The organism is Streptomyces vulcanius (genome assembly GCF_042653945.1).
In the GTDB taxonomy this organism is placed as follows: Bacteria; Actinomycetota; Actinomycetes; order Streptomycetales; family Streptomycetaceae; genus Streptomyces; species Streptomyces mangrovi.
In genome coordinates this window covers 1-15,318 of sequence record NZ_JBHSFK010000065.1, presented here as the reverse complement: position 1 = coordinate 15,318, position 15,318 = coordinate 1, and the positions used below count along the sequence as shown (strand labels likewise).

The window sequence follows — 15,318 nt, the reverse complement described above, 5'->3', positions numbered from 1 at the left end:
TCTATGACCTCGAACGACGTTCCCGCCCCCGGCGCGCCCGCCGGCCGTCGCCGTGCCCTGGGCCGGGGACCGGGGGCGGCGCCGGCCGAGCCGGAGCCGGTCCCCGAGCCGCGGGACCCCGAGGAGGCGCCCGCGCGCGAGGAGCGACCCGCGCCGGAGCCCGAGGTGGCGCCGGGCCCGGAAGAGGCACCGGAGCCTGCGGGGGCCTTCGGGTCGGAAGAGGCACCGGAGCCCGACGAGGTGCCCGACGGGGTATTCAAGGTGCGGCTGGCCAACTTCGAGGGGCCCTTCGATCTGCTCCTCCAGCTGATCTCCAAGCACAAGCTGGACGTCACCGAGGTCGCGCTGTCGAAGGTCACCGACGAGTTCATGCAGCACATCCGGGCGATGGGCCCGGACTGGGACCTGGACCAGACGACCGAGTTCCTCGTCGTCGCCGCCACCCTGCTCGATCTGAAGGCCGCGCGACTGCTGCCCACCGCCGAGGTCGAGGACGAGGCAGACCTGGCGCTGCTGGAGGCGCGGGACCTGCTGTTCGCCCGCCTGCTCCAGTACCGCGCCTACAAGAAGGTCGCCGACATCTTCACCGGCCGGCTGGAGGACGAGGCGCGCCGCTACCCCCGTACCGTCGGACTCGAGGCGCACCACGCCGAGTTGTTGCCCGAGGTGGTCATCAGCATCGGGGCGGAAGGATTCGCCAGGCTCGCCGTGAAGGCGATGCTCCCCAAGCCCAAGCCGCAGGTGTACGTCGACCACATCCACGCGCCGCTGGTCAGCGTGCAGGAGCAGGCCGGGATCGTCGTCGCGCGGCTGCGGGAGCTGGGGGAGGCCAGCTTCCGGGTGCTGGTCGAGGACACCGACGACACACTCACCGTCGTGGCGCGGTTCCTGGCGCTTCTGGAGCTGTACCGGGAGAAGGCCGTCGCGCTCGACCAGGAGACCGCGCTCGGGGAGCTGCTCGTGCGCTGGACCGGCGGGGAGGGCGACGCGCGGCCGATGGTCACCGACGAGTTCGACCGGCCGCCGGAGACACCCGAGGAGCCCGGGAAGGAGAAGAAGGCGTGATGAGCGAGGAGACCGTCGCCGCACTTGATCTCAAGGGCGCCCTGGAGGCCGTCCTGATGGTCGTGGACGAGCCCGCCACCGAGGAGCATCTCGCGAAGATCGTGGACCGGCCCCGGCGGCAGGTCGCGAAGGCGCTGCGGGAGCTGGCCGACGAGTACACCGTGCAGGGGCGCGGCTTCGAGTTGCGGTTCGTCGCGGGGGGCTGGCGGTTCTACACGCGCGCGGAGTACGCGCCGGCGGTGGAGCGGTACGTCCTGGACGGGCAGCAGGCCCGGCTCACCCAGGCCGCGCTGGAGACGCTCGCCGTGGTCGCCTACCGTCAGCCGGTCAGCCGCAGCCGGGTCTCGGCCGTGCGCGGAGTCAACTGCGACGGTGTGATGCGCACCCTGTTGCAGCGCGGTCTGGTCGAGGAGGCGGGCGCGGAACCCGAAACAGGTGCGATCCTGTATGCGACGACGAACTACTTCCTGGAGCGGATGGGCCTGCGAGGTCTGGACGAGCTCCCGGAGCTCGCGCCCTTCCTCCCGGAGGCGGAGGCGATCGAGGCCGAGACCCAGGAGGCCGTGCCGTCGTTCGACCCGGACGCGCCCGACGCGTCCGGCGCAGAGGACGCAGACGACTGATGACGGAACTTTGATGCGAAGCAGTGGCAGCGGTAGCGGCAAGGGCGGCGGCGGGCGCGGTAACTACCGCGGGGCCGGAAACGGGAGGGACCAGAAGCAGGGGCAGGGCCAAGGGCAGGGACAGGGCCGCCCCCGCAAGCCCCGTCCCGAGGAGCGCCGCTACGACGTGGGCCCCGGCGCGTCCCCGGAGGGCCCGAAGTCAGGCCGTGGCGGCTCCGCGCGGGGCGGCGCCAAGGGGGGCCCGAAGCAGTCCCAGCAGGGCACCGGGCGCGGCCGTACGGCCCCCTCGACCTCGCGTGAGTACGACGCGCGGGCGGAGGAGCGCAACCGGGAGCGGTACGCGGACAAGAAGGACATCAAGCTGCCCAAGACCTTCCCGGGCGCCGAGCAGGAGGGCGAGCGGCTGCAGAAGGTCCTCGCGCGCGCGGGCTACGGCTCCCGGCGGGCCTGCGAGGAGCTGATCGAGCAGGCGCGGGTCGAGGTCAACGGCGAGATCGTCCTGGAGCAGGGCAAGCGGGTCGACACGGAGAAGGACGAGGTCAAGGTCGACGGCCTGACCGTGGCGACGCAGTCGTACCAGTTCTTCTCGCTCAACAAGCCGGCCGGTGTCGTGGCGACGATGGAGGACCCCGAGGGGCGGCAGTGCCTCGGCGACTACGTCACCAACCGCGAGACCCGGCTGTTCCACGTCGGGCGGCTGGACACCGAGACCGAGGGTGTCATCCTGCTCACCAACCACGGCGAGCTGGCGCACCGGCTGACCCACCCCAAGTACGGCGTGAAGAAGACCTACCTCGCGCACATCGTCGGCCCGATCCCGCGCGACCTGGGCAAGCAGCTCAAGGACGGCATCCAGCTGGAGGACGGGTACGCGCGTGCGGACCACTTCCGGGTCGTCCAGCAGACCGGCAAGAACTACCTCGTCGAGGTCACCCTGCACGAGGGCCGCAAGCACATCGTGCGGCGGATGCTGGCCGAGGCCGGCTTCCCGGTCGACAAGCTGGTGCGCACCGCCTTCGGCCCGATCACCCTGGGCGACCAGAAGTCGGGCTGGCTGCGCCGGCTGTCCAACACCGAGGTCGGGATGCTGATGCAGGAGGTCGACCTCTAGAAAGGTCCTCAGCGCGGTTGTGGCGGCCGATACCGGGTTCTCCGGTGTCGGCCGCACTCGTTTGCGGGGCAGGCGCTCAGAGAGGCGCTGGGGGCCTTGTGCGGGCGGGCCGGTCCCTTTATAGTCGTATCGACTATTAGTCACTCTGACTATTAACTCGACCGTCGAGGGGGTGGGCGTGGAGGTCCATGAGACGTACGACAAGTACGACAAGTACGCCCACGAGCCCTTCGCCGTCACCGTCGACCTCGCCGTCCTGACCCTGCGCTCGGGCGTGCTGCACGTGCTGCTCGTCGAGCGGGGACACGAACCGTACGCCGGACAGTGGGCGCTCCCCGGCGGCTTCGTGCGACCGGACGAGTCCGCCGAGACCGCCGCCCTGCGCGAACTCGCCGAGGAGACCGGCCTGGGCGACGTCTCGAACGTCTCCGGGCTGCACCTGGAGCAGCTGCGCACCTACAGCGAGCCCGGCCGCGACCCCCGGATGCGGGTCGTCTCCGTCGCCTTCGCCGCCCTGCTGCCCCACGCCCCCGAGGCGCACGGCGGCGGTGACGCGGTCCAGGCGCGCTGGCTGCCGTACGACGCCGCCGGGCCGCTCGCCTTCGACCACGACCGGATCCTGGCCGAAGCCCACGACCGGGTCGGCGCCAAGCTCGAGTACACCTGTCTCGCGACCGCGTTCTGCCCGCCCGAGTTCACCCTCGGGGAACTCCAGCAGGTCTACGAGACGGTGTGGGGGACAGGGCTCGACCGGCCCAACTTCCGCCGCAAGGTGCTCGCCACCCCCGGATTCGTCGAGCCCGTGCCCGGCGCCGCGCGCCTCACCGGCGGGCGCGGCAAACCCGCCGCCCTCTACCGTGCGGGCACCGCCACCGCGCTCCATCCGCCGCTGCTTCGCCCCCCTCGGGAAGGACACCCCGCATGACCGCCACCACCGTCAGGAAGCGCGCCGCCACCGGAGCCCTGCTGGGCCTCGCCCTCGGGGACGCGCTCGGGTTCCCCACCGAGTTCAACGACGTCCCCTCGATCCTCGCCAAGTGCGGGCCCTGGCCGCAGATGGACCTCCCGCAGCACGCCTTCGTCTCCGACGACACCCAGATGACCCTCGCGGTGGCACACGCCCTGCGCGCCGCCATGGACCGGGGGCCGCTCGTGCCCGGCGGGCTGGAGCCGCCCCTGCGCAAGGAGTTCGTGGAGTGGTACCGGTCGCCGGAGAACAACCGGGCGCCGGGACGCACCTGCATGGTCGCCTGCGGCCTGCTGGAGGACGAAGGGCGGATCTGGCAGGACGCCAGCCAGATCGGCTCCAAGGGCTGTGGCGCCAACATGCGTGTCGCGCCGCTCGGCCTGGTGGTCGGCCTCAGCGACGAGCAGCGCGCCGGCGCCGCCCAGTTCCAGGCCGCCCTCACCCACGGGCACCCCACCGCGCTGGCCGCCTCCGACCTCACCGCCCAGGCCGTATGGCTGCTCGCGCAGGGCTCCGAACCGGCCGCCCTGGTCGGGCTGTTGCGGACGTACGCCCTCGACAACCGCGGCAACTACCACGAGCGCTGGCTCGGCGACCTGTGGACCCGCGCTCAGGACCCCAGTGCGGGGCACTTCATCGAGCGCGGCTGGGACGAGTGCCTGGGCATCCTGGACCGGCTGGAGGCTGCCCTGCGCGACCCGTCGCCCGAGACCGACCCGTGCCTCGCCACCGGGGAGGGCTGGATCGCCGAGGAGGCCCTGGCCACCGGGCTGCTGTGCTTCCTGCTCTTCCCCGACGAGCCCGTGACCGCCCTGCGCCGGGCCGCCTGCTCCTCGGGCGACTCCGACTCCATCGCCTGCCTGGCGGGCGCCTTCGCGGGCGCGTACGCCGGCGCCGAGGCCTGGCCGACCGAGTGGGCGGACCGGATCGAGTACCAGGGGGAGCTCGTCACACTCGGGGCGCTGTGGGACCAGTGAGCCGTGGGGCCGGTGAGCCGTGGGGCCGGATCAGGTCAGCTCGATGCTGTCGCCCTTGACCGTGATCTGCTCCGCCGGCAGCGGGCTCGGCGCCGGGCCCGCCGCCACCGAGCCGTCGGCGATGCGGAACTCGCTCTTGTGACAAGGGCAGTTGATCGTGCCGTCGGCGACGGTGCCGACCGTGCAGCCCTGATGGGTGCAGACCGCCGAGAACGCCTTGAAGTCGCCCTTGGTGGGCTGGGTGACGACGACCTTCTGATCCTTGAAGATCTTGCCGCCGCCGACGGGGATGTCGGTCGTCTTCGCCAGCGCCGTACCGGCGGCGGCGCCGGACGACTTCTTGCCGGAGTCGCCGCTGTCGTTGCTGTCGTCGCCGTAGTTGCTGCAGCCCGCGACGAGAGCCGCTGTCGCGCCGCCCGTCGCGAGGAGAACCGTGCGCCGTGTCGCGGGATGGGTCATGTCGTCACTCCGAAAGTGCGGAAGAACCAGAGGGCGGAGGTCAGCCAGACGAGCGTGAGCGCGGTGAGAACCAGTCCGCCGATGATCGGCAGCAGCCAGCCCGGGAGCCGCTCCGAGCGGAGCAGCAACATCTTGGCGCTGAAGGCGCCGAAGAAGAAGCAACCCAGGAGGGAGTGCCACAAAACACGCGTGTCATATGTTTGATATCCCAAAGCGTACAGACAGTGCACCGCCACCGGCACCGCGAGCAGAAACGCCGCCCGGCCCGACCAGCGGTGCAGCACGCCTGACCAGGACGGGCCCGGCAGCCTGCCGTACAGCATCAGCGCGGAGACCAGCTGGACCAGCGCGAAGAACAGCGCCGCCGTCGCCAGCCACGACTTCACCGCGCCTGTGCTGCTGAAACCGGCGAGGTTGAAGGCCGTGCCGGCCGGGTCGTGGATCCTGCCGTACGCGCCGAGTCCGACCGCGACCGCGGCCGCCACGAGCGCCGGGACGAGATAGCGGGCGGGCCGGGGCGGCGCCTGCGGCGCGGGGAATCCCTGCGTGGCGGCGTTCGGGTCGACGGTCATGGTCGGCTCCCTGGAGACCTGTGGACCTGGGGACGGGGTCAGGGCGTTGCGGGACGGGCCGTGAGCTGCTGTCCGTCGACCGTCACCGCGCCGGTCTCCGGATCGATACGGGGTGCGGGCGAGGGCTCGCCGTCGCGGGTGACGACGCCGACCTGCGTGCCGTCCTTCAGTACGATCCACCCCGCGTCGATCTTCGCCGAGCGCACCGTGGCCGTCGCCCGCCACAGCCCCGACGGCTTCTCCGCCTTGTCCGCGGTGAACGCCTGGTGCCCACCGGAGACATCGACCGTGCCGCGGATCCGCCGGCCCTGCTGGAGCGTGCCGTCCAGCTTCGCGCCGTTCTTCCCGGTGAGGTGGAGCGTGCCGTCGTCCTTGACATCGCCCTTCAGCCAGGACTCCTTGGTGCTGCCGTCGCAGAAGTACGCGATCGCCTTCCCGTCGCGCACCGAGACGGCGATCGCCGCGGAGTCGTCGTCGGTGCGGCCCGCGTACTCGGCGTCCGGGGGCGGAGTGCGGGTGGGGGTGGGGGACGCGGAGGGTGCGGTCGTCGTGGGCGTCGGGGACGGTTCCTGGTAGGAGGACGACTCGGTCTTCGTGCCGTTCGTCACGTTGAGCGTCAGCAGGAACAGGCCGAGCACCAGTCCCGCGAGAAGGGTGAACAGGGGTCCTGGACGCTTCATATAGGGCCCTTCCCCGAGCCGGGAGTCCTGCCGTCAGACTGCCATGAGAGCGCGGGTCGCACCCGGCGTAAAGGGCGTACGGGGGTGTTTGACTAGGCTGGATGCGGCAAGAGCCGTACACCTTTGACTTCAGCGAGGAGCAGTGTCGTGGCGGTACGCGCGGTCCGGGGGGCCGTCCAACTCGAACGCGACGAGGCCGGACACATGGACGAGCAGGTCGGGGCCCTGCTCACCGCGGTCCTGGAGCGGAACTCCCTCAGCGCCGACGACCTGATCAGCATCTGGTTCACGGCCACGCCCGACCTGCACAGCGACTTCCCGGCCGCCGCCGCGCGCAAGCTGGGCATCGTGGACGTACCGCTGATCTGCGCGCAGGAACTCGACATCGAGGGCGCCATGCCGCGGGTCGTGCGCATCCTCGCGCACATCGAGTCCGACCGGCCGCGGGCCGAGATCAGCCATGTCTACCTCGGCGCCGCCGCCGCTCTGCGCAGGGACATCGCCCAGTGAGGACCGCGCTCGTCATCGGAACCGGGCTCATCGGCACGTCCGCCGCCCTGGCCCTCGCCCAGCGGGGCGTCGTCGTCCATCTGGAGGACCACGACCCCGGCCAGGCCCGTACGGCCGCCGCGCTCGGCGCCGGCGTCGACGAGGCGCCCGAGGGCCCGGTCGACCTCGCGGTGGTCGCCGCCCCGCCCGCCCATGTCGCCGCCGTGCTCGCCGACGCCATGCGGCGGGGTGTGGCGCGCGGCTACCTCGACGTGGCCAGCGTGAAGTCCGGGCCGCGCCGTGAGCTGGAGGCGCTCGGCCTCGACCTGTCGGCCTACATCGGCACGCACCCCATGGCGGGCCGGGAGAAGTCCGGGCCGCTGGCCGCGACCGGCGAACTCTTCGAGGGCCGCCCCTGGGTGCTGACCCCGACCCGGGACACCGACACCGAGGTGCTGAACCTCGCCCTGGAACTCGTCTCGCACTGCCGGGCCGTGCCGGTGGTGATGGACGCCGACGCCCACGACCGTGCCGTCGCGCTCGTCTCCCACATGCCCCATCTGGTCTCCAGCATGGTCGCCGCGCGGCTGGAGAACGCCGAGGAGGCCGCCGTACGGCTGTGCGGGCAGGGCATCCGGGACGTCACCCGGATCGCCGCCTCCGACCCCGGGATGTGGATCGACATCCTCTCCGCGAACCCCGGGCCGGTCGCCGACCTGCTCACCGACGTCGCCGGCGACCTGGAGGAGACGGTGCGGGCGCTGCGTGCCCTGCAGTCCGCCGACGACGTCAAGCGCCGGGAGGGCGCGGGCGGCATCGAGGACGTGCTGCGCCGGGGCAACGCGGGGCAGGTCCGGGTCCCCGGCAAGCACGGGGCCGCTCCGCGGGTGTACGAGGTCGTCGCGGTGCTCATCGACGACCAGCCGGGGCAGCTGGCCCGGATCTTCGCGGACGCCGGGCGGGCGGGCGTCAACATCGAGGACGTACGCATCGAACACGCGACGGGACAGCAGGCGGGTCTCGTGCAGCTGATGGTGGAGCCGAAGTCGGCGCCGGTTCTTTCGGCGGCGCTGCGGGAGCGTGGCTGGGGGATCCGGCAGTAGGCACCCGGCGCGGGTGCGGGCGTTGCTGGGGGCTGCCGCCCCCAGGCCCCCGCTTCGGCCCTGAACGGGCCTCGTCCTCAAACGCCGGACGGGCTGGAGGGTGCCGGCCCCGGCTGGAATGGTGCGGGACCTCGGATGGAGGGTGCGGGACCGCGGCTGGAATGGTGCAGGATCTCCGCCGGAGGGTGCCGTACCTCCGCCGGATGGTGCGGGACCTCGGCCGGTGGTGTGGGACCTCGGCCGGATGAGTGACCCGTGGCCGGTAACCTTGTGCGGGGCACGATCGCGCCCCGCACATCCACCGCCTCGCACCAGGAAGGTGTCCCCCCGTGGAAAACGGCGCCGCCCAGCCCGTGATTGTCGCTATCGACGGCCCCTCCGGCACGGGCAAGTCGAGCACGTCCAAGGCCGTGGCCGCCCAGCTCGGGCTGAGCTACCTGGACACCGGCGCCCAGTACCGGGCGATCACGTGGTGGATGGTGAGCAACGGGATCGACATCGACGACCCCACGGCGATCGCCGCCGTCGCGGGCAAGCCGGAGATCGTCTCCGGCACCGACCCGGCCGACCCCACGATCACCGTCGACGGCACCGACGTGGCCGGCCCGATCCGCACCCCGGAGGTCACCTCCAAGGTCAGCGCGGTCAGTGCCGTCCCGGAGGTGCGCGCCCGCATCACCGAGCTGCAGCGGTCGCTGGCCGCCTCCGCCGAGCGGGGCATCGTCGTCGAGGGGCGGGACATCGGGACGACCGTGCTGCCCGACGCCGACCTGAAGATCTTCCTCACCGCCTCCGCCGAGGCCCGCGCCGCCCGCCGCAGCGGCGAGCTGAAGGGCGCGGACGTACAGTCCACCCGCGAGGCGCTGATCAAGCGGGACGCGGCCGACTCCTCCCGCAAGACCTCTCCGCTCGCCAAGGCGGACGACGCCGTCGAGGTGGACACCACCGAGCTGACGCTGGCCCAGGTCATCGAGTGCGTCGTCACCCTCGTCGGGGAGAAGCGGGCCGTGAAGTGAGCGATCTGCCTTCAGCGAAGGGTGCCGAGGTCGGGCGGCGTATCGGCGTCGGCCTGATGTACGGGCTGTGGAAGCCGCGCGTGCTGGGCTCCTGGCGGGTGCCCGCGAGCGGGCCGGTGATCTTCGCGGTCAACCACTCCCACAACGTCGACGGCCCGATGGTCATAGGGGTGGCGCCCAGGGCCTCGCACTTCCTCGTCAAGAAGGAGGCGTTCGTCGGCCCGATCGGCACCTTCATGACCCGCACCGGCCAGATCGAGGTCGACCGCCACTCCGCCGACCGCACGGCGATCACCCGTGCGCTCGGTGTGCTGGAGAACGGCGGGGTCCTCGGTATCTTCCCGGAGGGCACCCGTGGCGAGGGCGACTTCGCCGCCCTGCGCGCCGGGCTCGCCTACTTCGCCGTCCGCAGCGGGGCGCCGATCGTGCCGGTCGCCGTCCTGGGAAGTTCCGAGAAACGCGGGCGGTTGATAAAGGGGCTGCCGCCGCTGCGCTCCCGCATCGACGTCGTCTTCGGCGACCCCTTCGAAGCCGGCGACGGCAGCGGCCGGAGGACCCGCAAGATCCTCGACGAGGCGACCGAGCGCATCCAGAAGCACCTGGCCGCCCACCTGGAAAACGCCAGGCGCCTGACCGGGCGCTAGGCAACACTGAGTAGTGGATCACTGCCGCGAACCGGGGCGATCCACCGACCACCACGAATGAACTACGAGGTACGCACTTCATGAACGACCACATCCACTCCGAGGGCTCGTGCGAGGAGCACGACCACGGAGCGCTTGGCGACGCCGAGTACGCGGAGTTCATGGAGCTCGCCGCGGAAGAGGGCTTCGACGTCGAGGACGTCGAGGGTGCCATCGAGGAGGCGGGCCATGGGCCGCTGCCCGTGCTCGCCGTCGTCGGCCGCCCGAACGTCGGCAAGTCGACTCTGGTGAACCGGATCATCGGGCGCCGCGAGGCCGTCGTCGAGGACAAGCCGGGCGTCACCCGCGACCGGGTGACCTACGACGCCGAGTGGGCGGGCCGGCGCTTCAAGGTCGTCGACACCGGCGGCTGGGAGCAGGACGTCCTCGGCATCGACGCCTCCGTGGCCGCGCAGGCCGAGTACGCGATCGAGGCCGCCGACGCCGTCGTCTTCGTCGTCGACGCCAAGGTCGGCGCCACCGACACCGACGAGGCGGTCGTACGGCTGCTGCGCAAGGCGGGCAAGCCCGTCGTGCTGGCCGCCAACAAGGTCGACGGCCAGAGCGGGGAGTCCGACGCGGCCTATCTGTGGTCCCTGGGCCTCGGCGAGCCGCACCCGGTCTCCGCGCTGCACGGCCGCGGCACCGGCGACATGCTGGACTCCGTCCTGGAGGCGCTGCCGGAAGCCCCCGCGCAGACCTTCGGCGGCCTCGGCACCGGCGGACCGCGCCGGATCGCGCTCATCGGCCGCCCGAACGTCGGCAAGTCCTCGCTGCTGAACAAGGTGGCCGGCGAGGAGCGCGTCGTCGTCAACGAGGTCGCCGGCACCACCCGCGACCCGGTCGACGAGCTGATCGAACTCGGCGGCATCACCTGGAAGTTCGTCGACACCGCCGGTATCCGCAAGCGCGTCCACCTCCAGCAGGGCGCCGACTACTACGCCTCGCTGCGCACCGCGGCGGCCGTCGAGAAGGCCGAGGTGGCGGTCATCCTGATCGACGCCTCCGAGTCCATCTCGGTGCAGGACCAGCGGATCGTCACCATGGCCGTCGACGCGGGCCGTGCCCTGGTCATCGCCTACAACAAGTGGGACACCCTCGACGAGGAGCGCCGCTACTACCTGGAGCGGGAGATCGAGACCGAGTTCGCCCAGGTCGCCTGGGCGCCCCGGGTGAACGTCTCGGCGCAGACCGGCCGGCACATGGAGAAGCTCGTCCCGGCGATCGAGACCGCGCTGGCCGGCTGGGAGACCCGGGTCCCGACGGGCCGCCTCAACGCCTTCCTCGGCGAGCTGGTCGCCGCCCACCCGCACCCGATCCGGGGCGGTAAGCAGCCGCGCATCCTCTTCGGCACCCAGGCAGGCACCAAGCCGCCGCGGTTCGTCCTCTTCGCCTCCGGCTTCATCGAGGCGGGCTACCGGCGCTTCATCGAGCGGCGGCTGCGCGAGGAGTTCGGCTTCGAGGGCACCCCGATCCATATCTCGGTGCGGGTGCGCGAGAAGCGCGGCAAGAAGAAGTGACGGAAGAAGACGGAAGAAGGAGGGGCGGCCACCGACAGGTGGCCGCCCCTCCTTCTTCCGTCGTTCAGAAGCTCCGCCGCGGCCCGGGCGGCAGCGCCGCCGGTACGGGGCCCAGCTGGCCGACCCGCTGCCACTGCGACTGCTGCCCGAGCCCCTGCCGTGCGCTCTGGGCGCCTGCGCTGTAGGCGCTGTAGGCGTGGCTGAAGGACCCCGGCCGGTACCCGGACCCGGTGGTCTGGACCGTACTGTGCGGGATGTTCCCGAAGGCGGTGAACCCCAGGTCGTCCTCGCCGCTGCGGTCACCCGGCAGCGAGCGGAACGTCTTGACGTACTCGGCGTAGAGCGTGTCGTAGATCGGCGTGGCCGACGGGCCGCCCTGGGAGTCCTGGGCCGGCCGCGCGGACGGGACCGACTGGTAGACCTGGCGGCGGGGAACCTCATAGGTGTGCACGTATGTCCAAACGACCCGTGACGTGAAGGGATGCGGCCGGGCGGGGCGCCTTCAGGCGCTCAGGTCCCGGCCAGCGGGAGGGCGGCTCCGACCAGCTTTCCGTTCGCCGCGGCATTGTCCAGCGCGTCCCGCAGCAGGTCCTCCCGGGGCTGGCGGCCGATCGAACCGACCGGCGCCGCGAACATCAGCACCTGCTGGTGCTTGTTGGCCGCCGCCCGCCAGCTCTCCGTCACCACGAGGGGCTGGTGCGCCTGCCACCAGGCGATCGGCTGACCGCCGTTCGCCGAGGGCTGCAGTACGGCGTGCAGCTGACCCATCGCCAGCAGGACGGACCAGCCGTGCTGCACCGGCGGCACCTCCGTCAGCTCGGCCAGCGGCATGAAGCCCTGCTCGATCAGGAGCGGCAGGAAGTCGTCGCCCACGCCCATGGAGCCGGGGCGCACGATGGGCGCGGTGGGCTCGACGACCAGCGCGGGGTGCAACTCCCCGGCGAGCAGGACGAGTCCGCTGGTCACACCGAGCACGGCCTGCTCGGGGGTGACCTTCTCCGGGTCCAGGTCGACGCCGTCGCCGCTGATGGAGCGGACCGCGCCCTGCAACTGCTCCTCGGTGACCTGGACGACCTGCGACGGCAGGCAGGTGGCGTGGGCGAACGCGAGGACGGCGGTCTCGTCCCCGATGAACAGGACGGTGCTGGTGTGCTCGTGCTCGGAGTCGCCCGGGGTGCGGCAGGACGTGCAGTCGTAACTGCCCGGGGCGTTCTCTCCGGCGAGCAGCCGGTTGGCTTCTTCGTCGCCGATCTCGGCGCGTACCTCGTCGCTGACGTCGAGCATGCGCGGCACGGGTGACTCCCTCGGAAGGCGGTGCGTTGGCGGGGCCGGGAGGCTCCCCGGCTCATGCAGAAGACAACGGGGGACCTGTGGTGGGAGTCACGCTGTACCGCGAACAGAGCCGAAGCTTCTGTCGCGATCGGTCACTTCGAGTATGGAATCGGACACTCCCTGTCAAGTAACGGGAAGGTCACAGGGGTTGGCCCCGTGAGGTGACTCACAGGGCGTCCGGGGTGATGGTCGACAAAAGCTGAAATCGGCGCACAAAACGGGTGACCTGAATTCACTGCTACCAGCGGTAACCAGCAACTGACCTGCGATGAAAGGGAGTTGGTTGATAACGGACCGTCAGGATCTCTAGATTCCTCCGCCGAGTGCAGCGAGCACCGCCCGGGTACGTCCGCCGGCCGCGCAGAGCCAGACGAAGCGCAGCATCACCGCCGGTGGACGGGGCAGAGCGCGACACCCGCGTCGACACGTGGGAAGCGCCCCGCCTTGGGGGAGGCCTGGGTCCGTAGAGAGGGATCTACATGTCCGAGTGTGCCGATAACTACACCCGCAAGTCCCGTAAGACGGCGGTCCTCGCCGGGGCGGCACTGCTCGCCCCTCTCGGACTGCTGGCCGCGACCGGCAACGCCGCGGCGGCGGACAGCGGGGTGTGGGACCGCATCGCCCAGTGCGAGAGCGGTGGCAACTGGCACATCAACACCGGCAACGGCTACTACGGCGGACTCCAGTTCTCCGCCAGTACCTGGCGCGCCTACGGAGGCTCGGCCTACGCGGCCACCGCCGACGGGGCGAGCAGGGAAGCACAGATAGCCGTCGCCACCAAGGTCCAGAAGTCCCAGGGGTGGGGCGCGTGGCCGACCTGCTCGGCCCGCGCGGGAGCGAGCGGCAGCGCACCGGGCAACTCCGGCTCCTCCACCGAGTCGACCTCCACCAGGTCGCACACGAACAACTCGAACACGACCCAGTCGGCCCCCAAGTCCAGTGCGCCGAAGAGCGGTTCGACCAAGAGCGGCGCGTCGAAGGCGGCCGAGCGCTCGACGAACAGCACCTCGCGCGGCACGGCCCGCGGCAACTACACCGTCCGCGAAGGGGACACCCTGAGCAAGATCGCCGCCCGGCAGGGCAGCAGCTGGCAGCGGATCTACTCCGCCAACCAGGCCGTCATCGGCGGCGACCCCAACCTGATCATGCCGGGTCAGCGGCTCGCCATCTGAGCCTTTCCCGCACAGGCCCCATCCGGTTCAACCACCGGGTGGGGCCCCGCCGTTGCGGGTACGGGCCGCTCACTCACCGGTCTCGTCCCGCCTCTCCCGCCTCCCCGCCGAACACGACGGCGCCGCGCCGCAGTTCGTACACGAACGCCCGGTGACCGCGCAGCGCGGGCGGCAGCCGCTGCTCGGCGATCACCACGCACGCGTCGAGCGAGGCCGAGGCCAGCAGGGCGTAGGTGCGGGCCGCCACCGCCGGGGACATGCCCTGTGCGGGCTCGTCCACGAGCACCACGCGCGCGTGGGCCGACAGAGCGCGGCACAGGGCCAGCATGCGCTGCTCACCCCCCGAGAGGGTGCCGGCCCGGCGCGCGAGCAGGGGCTCCAGCTGCGGATAGAGGGCGAGGTCGGCACGGCTCCGGGTGGCCAGGTCCAGGTTCTCCCGTACCGTCAGCGAGCCGAACACCGCCCGCCGGTCGGGGACCAGGCACAGTCCGTGCCGCGCCCGCTCGAACGCGGGCATCCGGGTCACGTCCGTTCCGTCCCACACCACCGTGCCCCCGGCCAGGGGTACGGTCCCGGCCAGCGCCCGCAGTGCCGTCGTACGGCCGGAGCCGTTGCGGCCCAGCAGGACGGTCAGGCCCGGGGCCGGCGCGTCGAGGGTGACGCCGTGCAGGGCCTCCAGGGGGCCGTAGCGCACGCGCGCGTGCCGCAGCGAGATCACGGGGCAGCCTCCAGGACACGGTCGGGCGGGCCCGAGGCCACGATCCGGCCCGCCGCCATCACATGGACGACGTCCGCGAGACCGGCCACCAGGTCGAGGTCGTGCTCGACGACGAGCAGGGCGGTGCCGTCGGCGGCCAGGGCGCGCAGGATCCGGGCGAGCGCGGTCACCTCGGCGGTGTCGAGACCGGCGGCGGGCTCGTCGAGCAGCAGCACGCGCGGGTCACCCGCGTACGCCCGCGCCAGCTCGACCCGGCGCAGCGTGCCCGTGGGCAGCCCGGCGGCGGGCAGCTCCCGGACAGGACCGGCCAGCCCGAACAGCGCCAGCGCCCGCTCCACGGCCCCCGGATCGCCGACGCGGCCCTGTTCGGCGCCGACCCGGACGTTCTCCGCCACGGTCAGCGACGGGAAGACGGCCAGCTCCTGGAAACTGCGCGCGACACCGAGCCGGGTGCGGGCATGCGCGGGCAGCCGGGTGATGTCCCGCCCGTCCAGCAGCACGCGCCCGCGCACGGGGCGGAGGGTTCCGGCGAGACAGTGGAACAGCGTGCTCTTCCCGGCCCCGTTGGGCCCCACGACCGCGGTGACCCACCCGGCCGGCACATCCAGATCGACACCGTCCAGCGCGACGAACCCGCCGTACCGGGCACGGAGGCGACGGGCGGCGAGGACGGGTCCGGCGGAGGAAACCCGGCGAGCCGGCCACACGCGCGCACGGCCTCCCACCGGGGGCCGCACGCCGGACGACGGCGCGGGCGCGGTCGGCCCTGCGACCGTCGGCGGCCGCCCCGGCCCGCTCGCGATCGGCCCGGCCGCCGCCCGCGACCGCCCC

At 72.1% G+C, this 15,318-nt stretch carries 18 protein-coding genes; 11 read left to right on the top strand and 7 right to left on the bottom strand.

Annotated features, from left to right (window positions below; all coding sequences use genetic code 11):
• Positions 1–3: 3 nt before the first annotated feature.
• The 5 genes from ACFPIH_RS52815 (at position 4) to ACFPIH_RS52795 (ending at position 4,743) form a co-directional block, all read left to right on the top strand.
• Entirely contained in the window at positions 4–1,065 is a 1,062-nt protein-coding gene (locus ACFPIH_RS52815) for a segregation/condensation protein A (protein ID WP_381180026.1), read from the top strand.
• Positions 1,065–1,688 carry an SMC-Scp complex subunit ScpB gene (scpB, locus tag ACFPIH_RS52810; RefSeq protein WP_381180029.1) on the top strand — a complete coding sequence of 208 codons (624 nt, stop codon included), beginning with the start codon at positions 1,065–1,067 and terminating at the stop codon, positions 1,686–1,688. Before ACFPIH_RS52815 ends, scpB begins: the two co-directional genes overlap by 1 nt.
• Positions 1,689–1,701: 13 nt before the next feature.
• On the top strand, positions 1,702–2,799 hold the full coding sequence (locus ACFPIH_RS52805) for a pseudouridine synthase (RefSeq protein ID WP_381180032.1): 1,098 nt from the start codon (positions 1,702–1,704) through the stop codon (positions 2,797–2,799).
• A gap of 178 nt (positions 2,800–2,977) precedes the next feature.
• Positions 2,978–3,724, top strand: a complete 747-nt coding sequence (locus ACFPIH_RS52800) for an NUDIX hydrolase (RefSeq protein WP_381180035.1) — start codon at positions 2,978–2,980, stop codon at positions 3,722–3,724.
• Complete coding sequence (locus ACFPIH_RS52795; protein WP_381180038.1) at positions 3,721–4,743, top strand: ADP-ribosylglycohydrolase family protein; 1,023 nt, start codon at positions 3,721–3,723, stop codon at positions 4,741–4,743. The genes ACFPIH_RS52800 and ACFPIH_RS52795 overlap by 4 nt, the downstream gene beginning before the upstream one ends.
• Positions 4,744–4,773: 30 nt before the next feature.
• Here the strand turns inward: ACFPIH_RS52795 and ACFPIH_RS52790 are convergent, their stop codons facing one another.
• Genes ACFPIH_RS52790 through ACFPIH_RS52780 form a run of 3 tightly spaced genes read right to left on the bottom strand, consistent with a single transcriptional unit; the run spans position 4,774 to position 6,454 of the window.
• The gene (locus tag ACFPIH_RS52790) at positions 4,774–5,202 is read right to left on the bottom strand and encodes a Rieske (2Fe-2S) protein (RefSeq protein WP_381180041.1); all 429 of its coding nucleotides are present in this window, start codon (positions 5,200–5,202) and stop codon (positions 4,774–4,776) included.
• On the bottom strand, positions 5,199–5,774 hold the full coding sequence (locus tag ACFPIH_RS52785; protein ID WP_381180044.1) for a DUF6529 family protein: 576 nt from the start codon (positions 5,772–5,774) through the stop codon (positions 5,199–5,201). Before ACFPIH_RS52785 ends, ACFPIH_RS52790 begins: the two co-directional genes overlap by 4 nt.
• Positions 5,775–5,812: 38 nt before the next feature.
• The gene (locus tag ACFPIH_RS52780; protein WP_381180047.1) at positions 5,813–6,454 is read right to left on the bottom strand and encodes a hypothetical protein; all 642 of its coding nucleotides are present in this window, start codon (positions 6,452–6,454) and stop codon (positions 5,813–5,815) included.
• A 147-nt stretch (positions 6,455–6,601) separates the two neighbouring features.
• Between ACFPIH_RS52780 and aroH the strand changes: the two genes are divergently transcribed.
• The 5 genes from aroH to der all read left to right on the top strand — a co-directional run bounded on the left by aroH (position 6,602) and on the right by der (position 11,265).
• On the top strand, positions 6,602–6,964 hold the full coding sequence (gene aroH / locus ACFPIH_RS52775) for a chorismate mutase (protein ID WP_381180049.1): 363 nt from the start codon (positions 6,602–6,604) through the stop codon (positions 6,962–6,964).
• Positions 6,961–8,046, top strand: coding sequence for a prephenate dehydrogenase (locus tag ACFPIH_RS52770; RefSeq protein WP_381180052.1), 1,086 nt, complete (start codon positions 6,961–6,963; stop codon positions 8,044–8,046). Before aroH ends, ACFPIH_RS52770 begins: the two co-directional genes overlap by 4 nt.
• Before the next feature lie 329 nt (positions 8,047–8,375).
• Positions 8,376–9,062, top strand: coding sequence for a (d)CMP kinase (gene cmk, locus ACFPIH_RS52765; protein WP_381180055.1), 687 nt, complete (start codon positions 8,376–8,378; stop codon positions 9,060–9,062).
• Positions 9,059–9,706, top strand: a complete 648-nt coding sequence (locus ACFPIH_RS52760) for a lysophospholipid acyltransferase family protein (RefSeq protein WP_381180058.1) — start codon at positions 9,059–9,061, stop codon at positions 9,704–9,706. The genes cmk and ACFPIH_RS52760 overlap by 4 nt, the downstream gene beginning before the upstream one ends.
• 80 nt (positions 9,707–9,786) lie before the next feature.
• The gene (der, locus tag ACFPIH_RS52755; protein WP_381180061.1) at positions 9,787–11,265 is read left to right on the top strand and encodes a ribosome biogenesis GTPase Der; all 1,479 of its coding nucleotides are present in this window, start codon (positions 9,787–9,789) and stop codon (positions 11,263–11,265) included.
• A gap of 64 nt (positions 11,266–11,329) precedes the next feature.
• On the opposite strand, the gene ACFPIH_RS52750 is transcribed toward der, so the two are convergent.
• Positions 11,330–11,716 carry a hypothetical protein gene (locus ACFPIH_RS52750; protein WP_381180064.1) on the bottom strand — a complete coding sequence of 129 codons (387 nt, stop codon included), beginning with the start codon at positions 11,714–11,716 and terminating at the stop codon, positions 11,330–11,332.
• 59 nt (positions 11,717–11,775) lie between these two features.
• Complete coding sequence (locus tag ACFPIH_RS52745) at positions 11,776–12,558, bottom strand: hypothetical protein (protein ID WP_381180067.1); 783 nt, start codon at positions 12,556–12,558, stop codon at positions 11,776–11,778.
• A gap of 518 nt (positions 12,559–13,076) precedes the next feature.
• Between ACFPIH_RS52745 and ACFPIH_RS52740 the strand changes: the two genes are divergently transcribed.
• Complete coding sequence (locus ACFPIH_RS52740) at positions 13,077–13,769, top strand: transglycosylase family protein (protein ID WP_381180070.1); 693 nt, start codon at positions 13,077–13,079, stop codon at positions 13,767–13,769.
• A gap of 73 nt (positions 13,770–13,842) precedes the next feature.
• Here ACFPIH_RS52740 and ACFPIH_RS52735 read toward each other — a convergent pair whose 3' ends face one another.
• Together ACFPIH_RS52735 and ACFPIH_RS52730 are read right to left on the bottom strand one after the other, a co-directional pair.
• Positions 13,843–14,487 carry an ABC transporter ATP-binding protein gene (locus tag ACFPIH_RS52735; protein ID WP_381180073.1) on the bottom strand — a complete coding sequence of 215 codons (645 nt, stop codon included), beginning with the start codon at positions 14,485–14,487 and terminating at the stop codon, positions 13,843–13,845.
• On the bottom strand, positions 14,484–15,318 hold an 835-nt coding region (locus ACFPIH_RS52730; protein WP_385879233.1), incomplete at its 5' end, for an ABC transporter ATP-binding protein. The genes ACFPIH_RS52730 and ACFPIH_RS52735, both read right to left, overlap by 4 nt.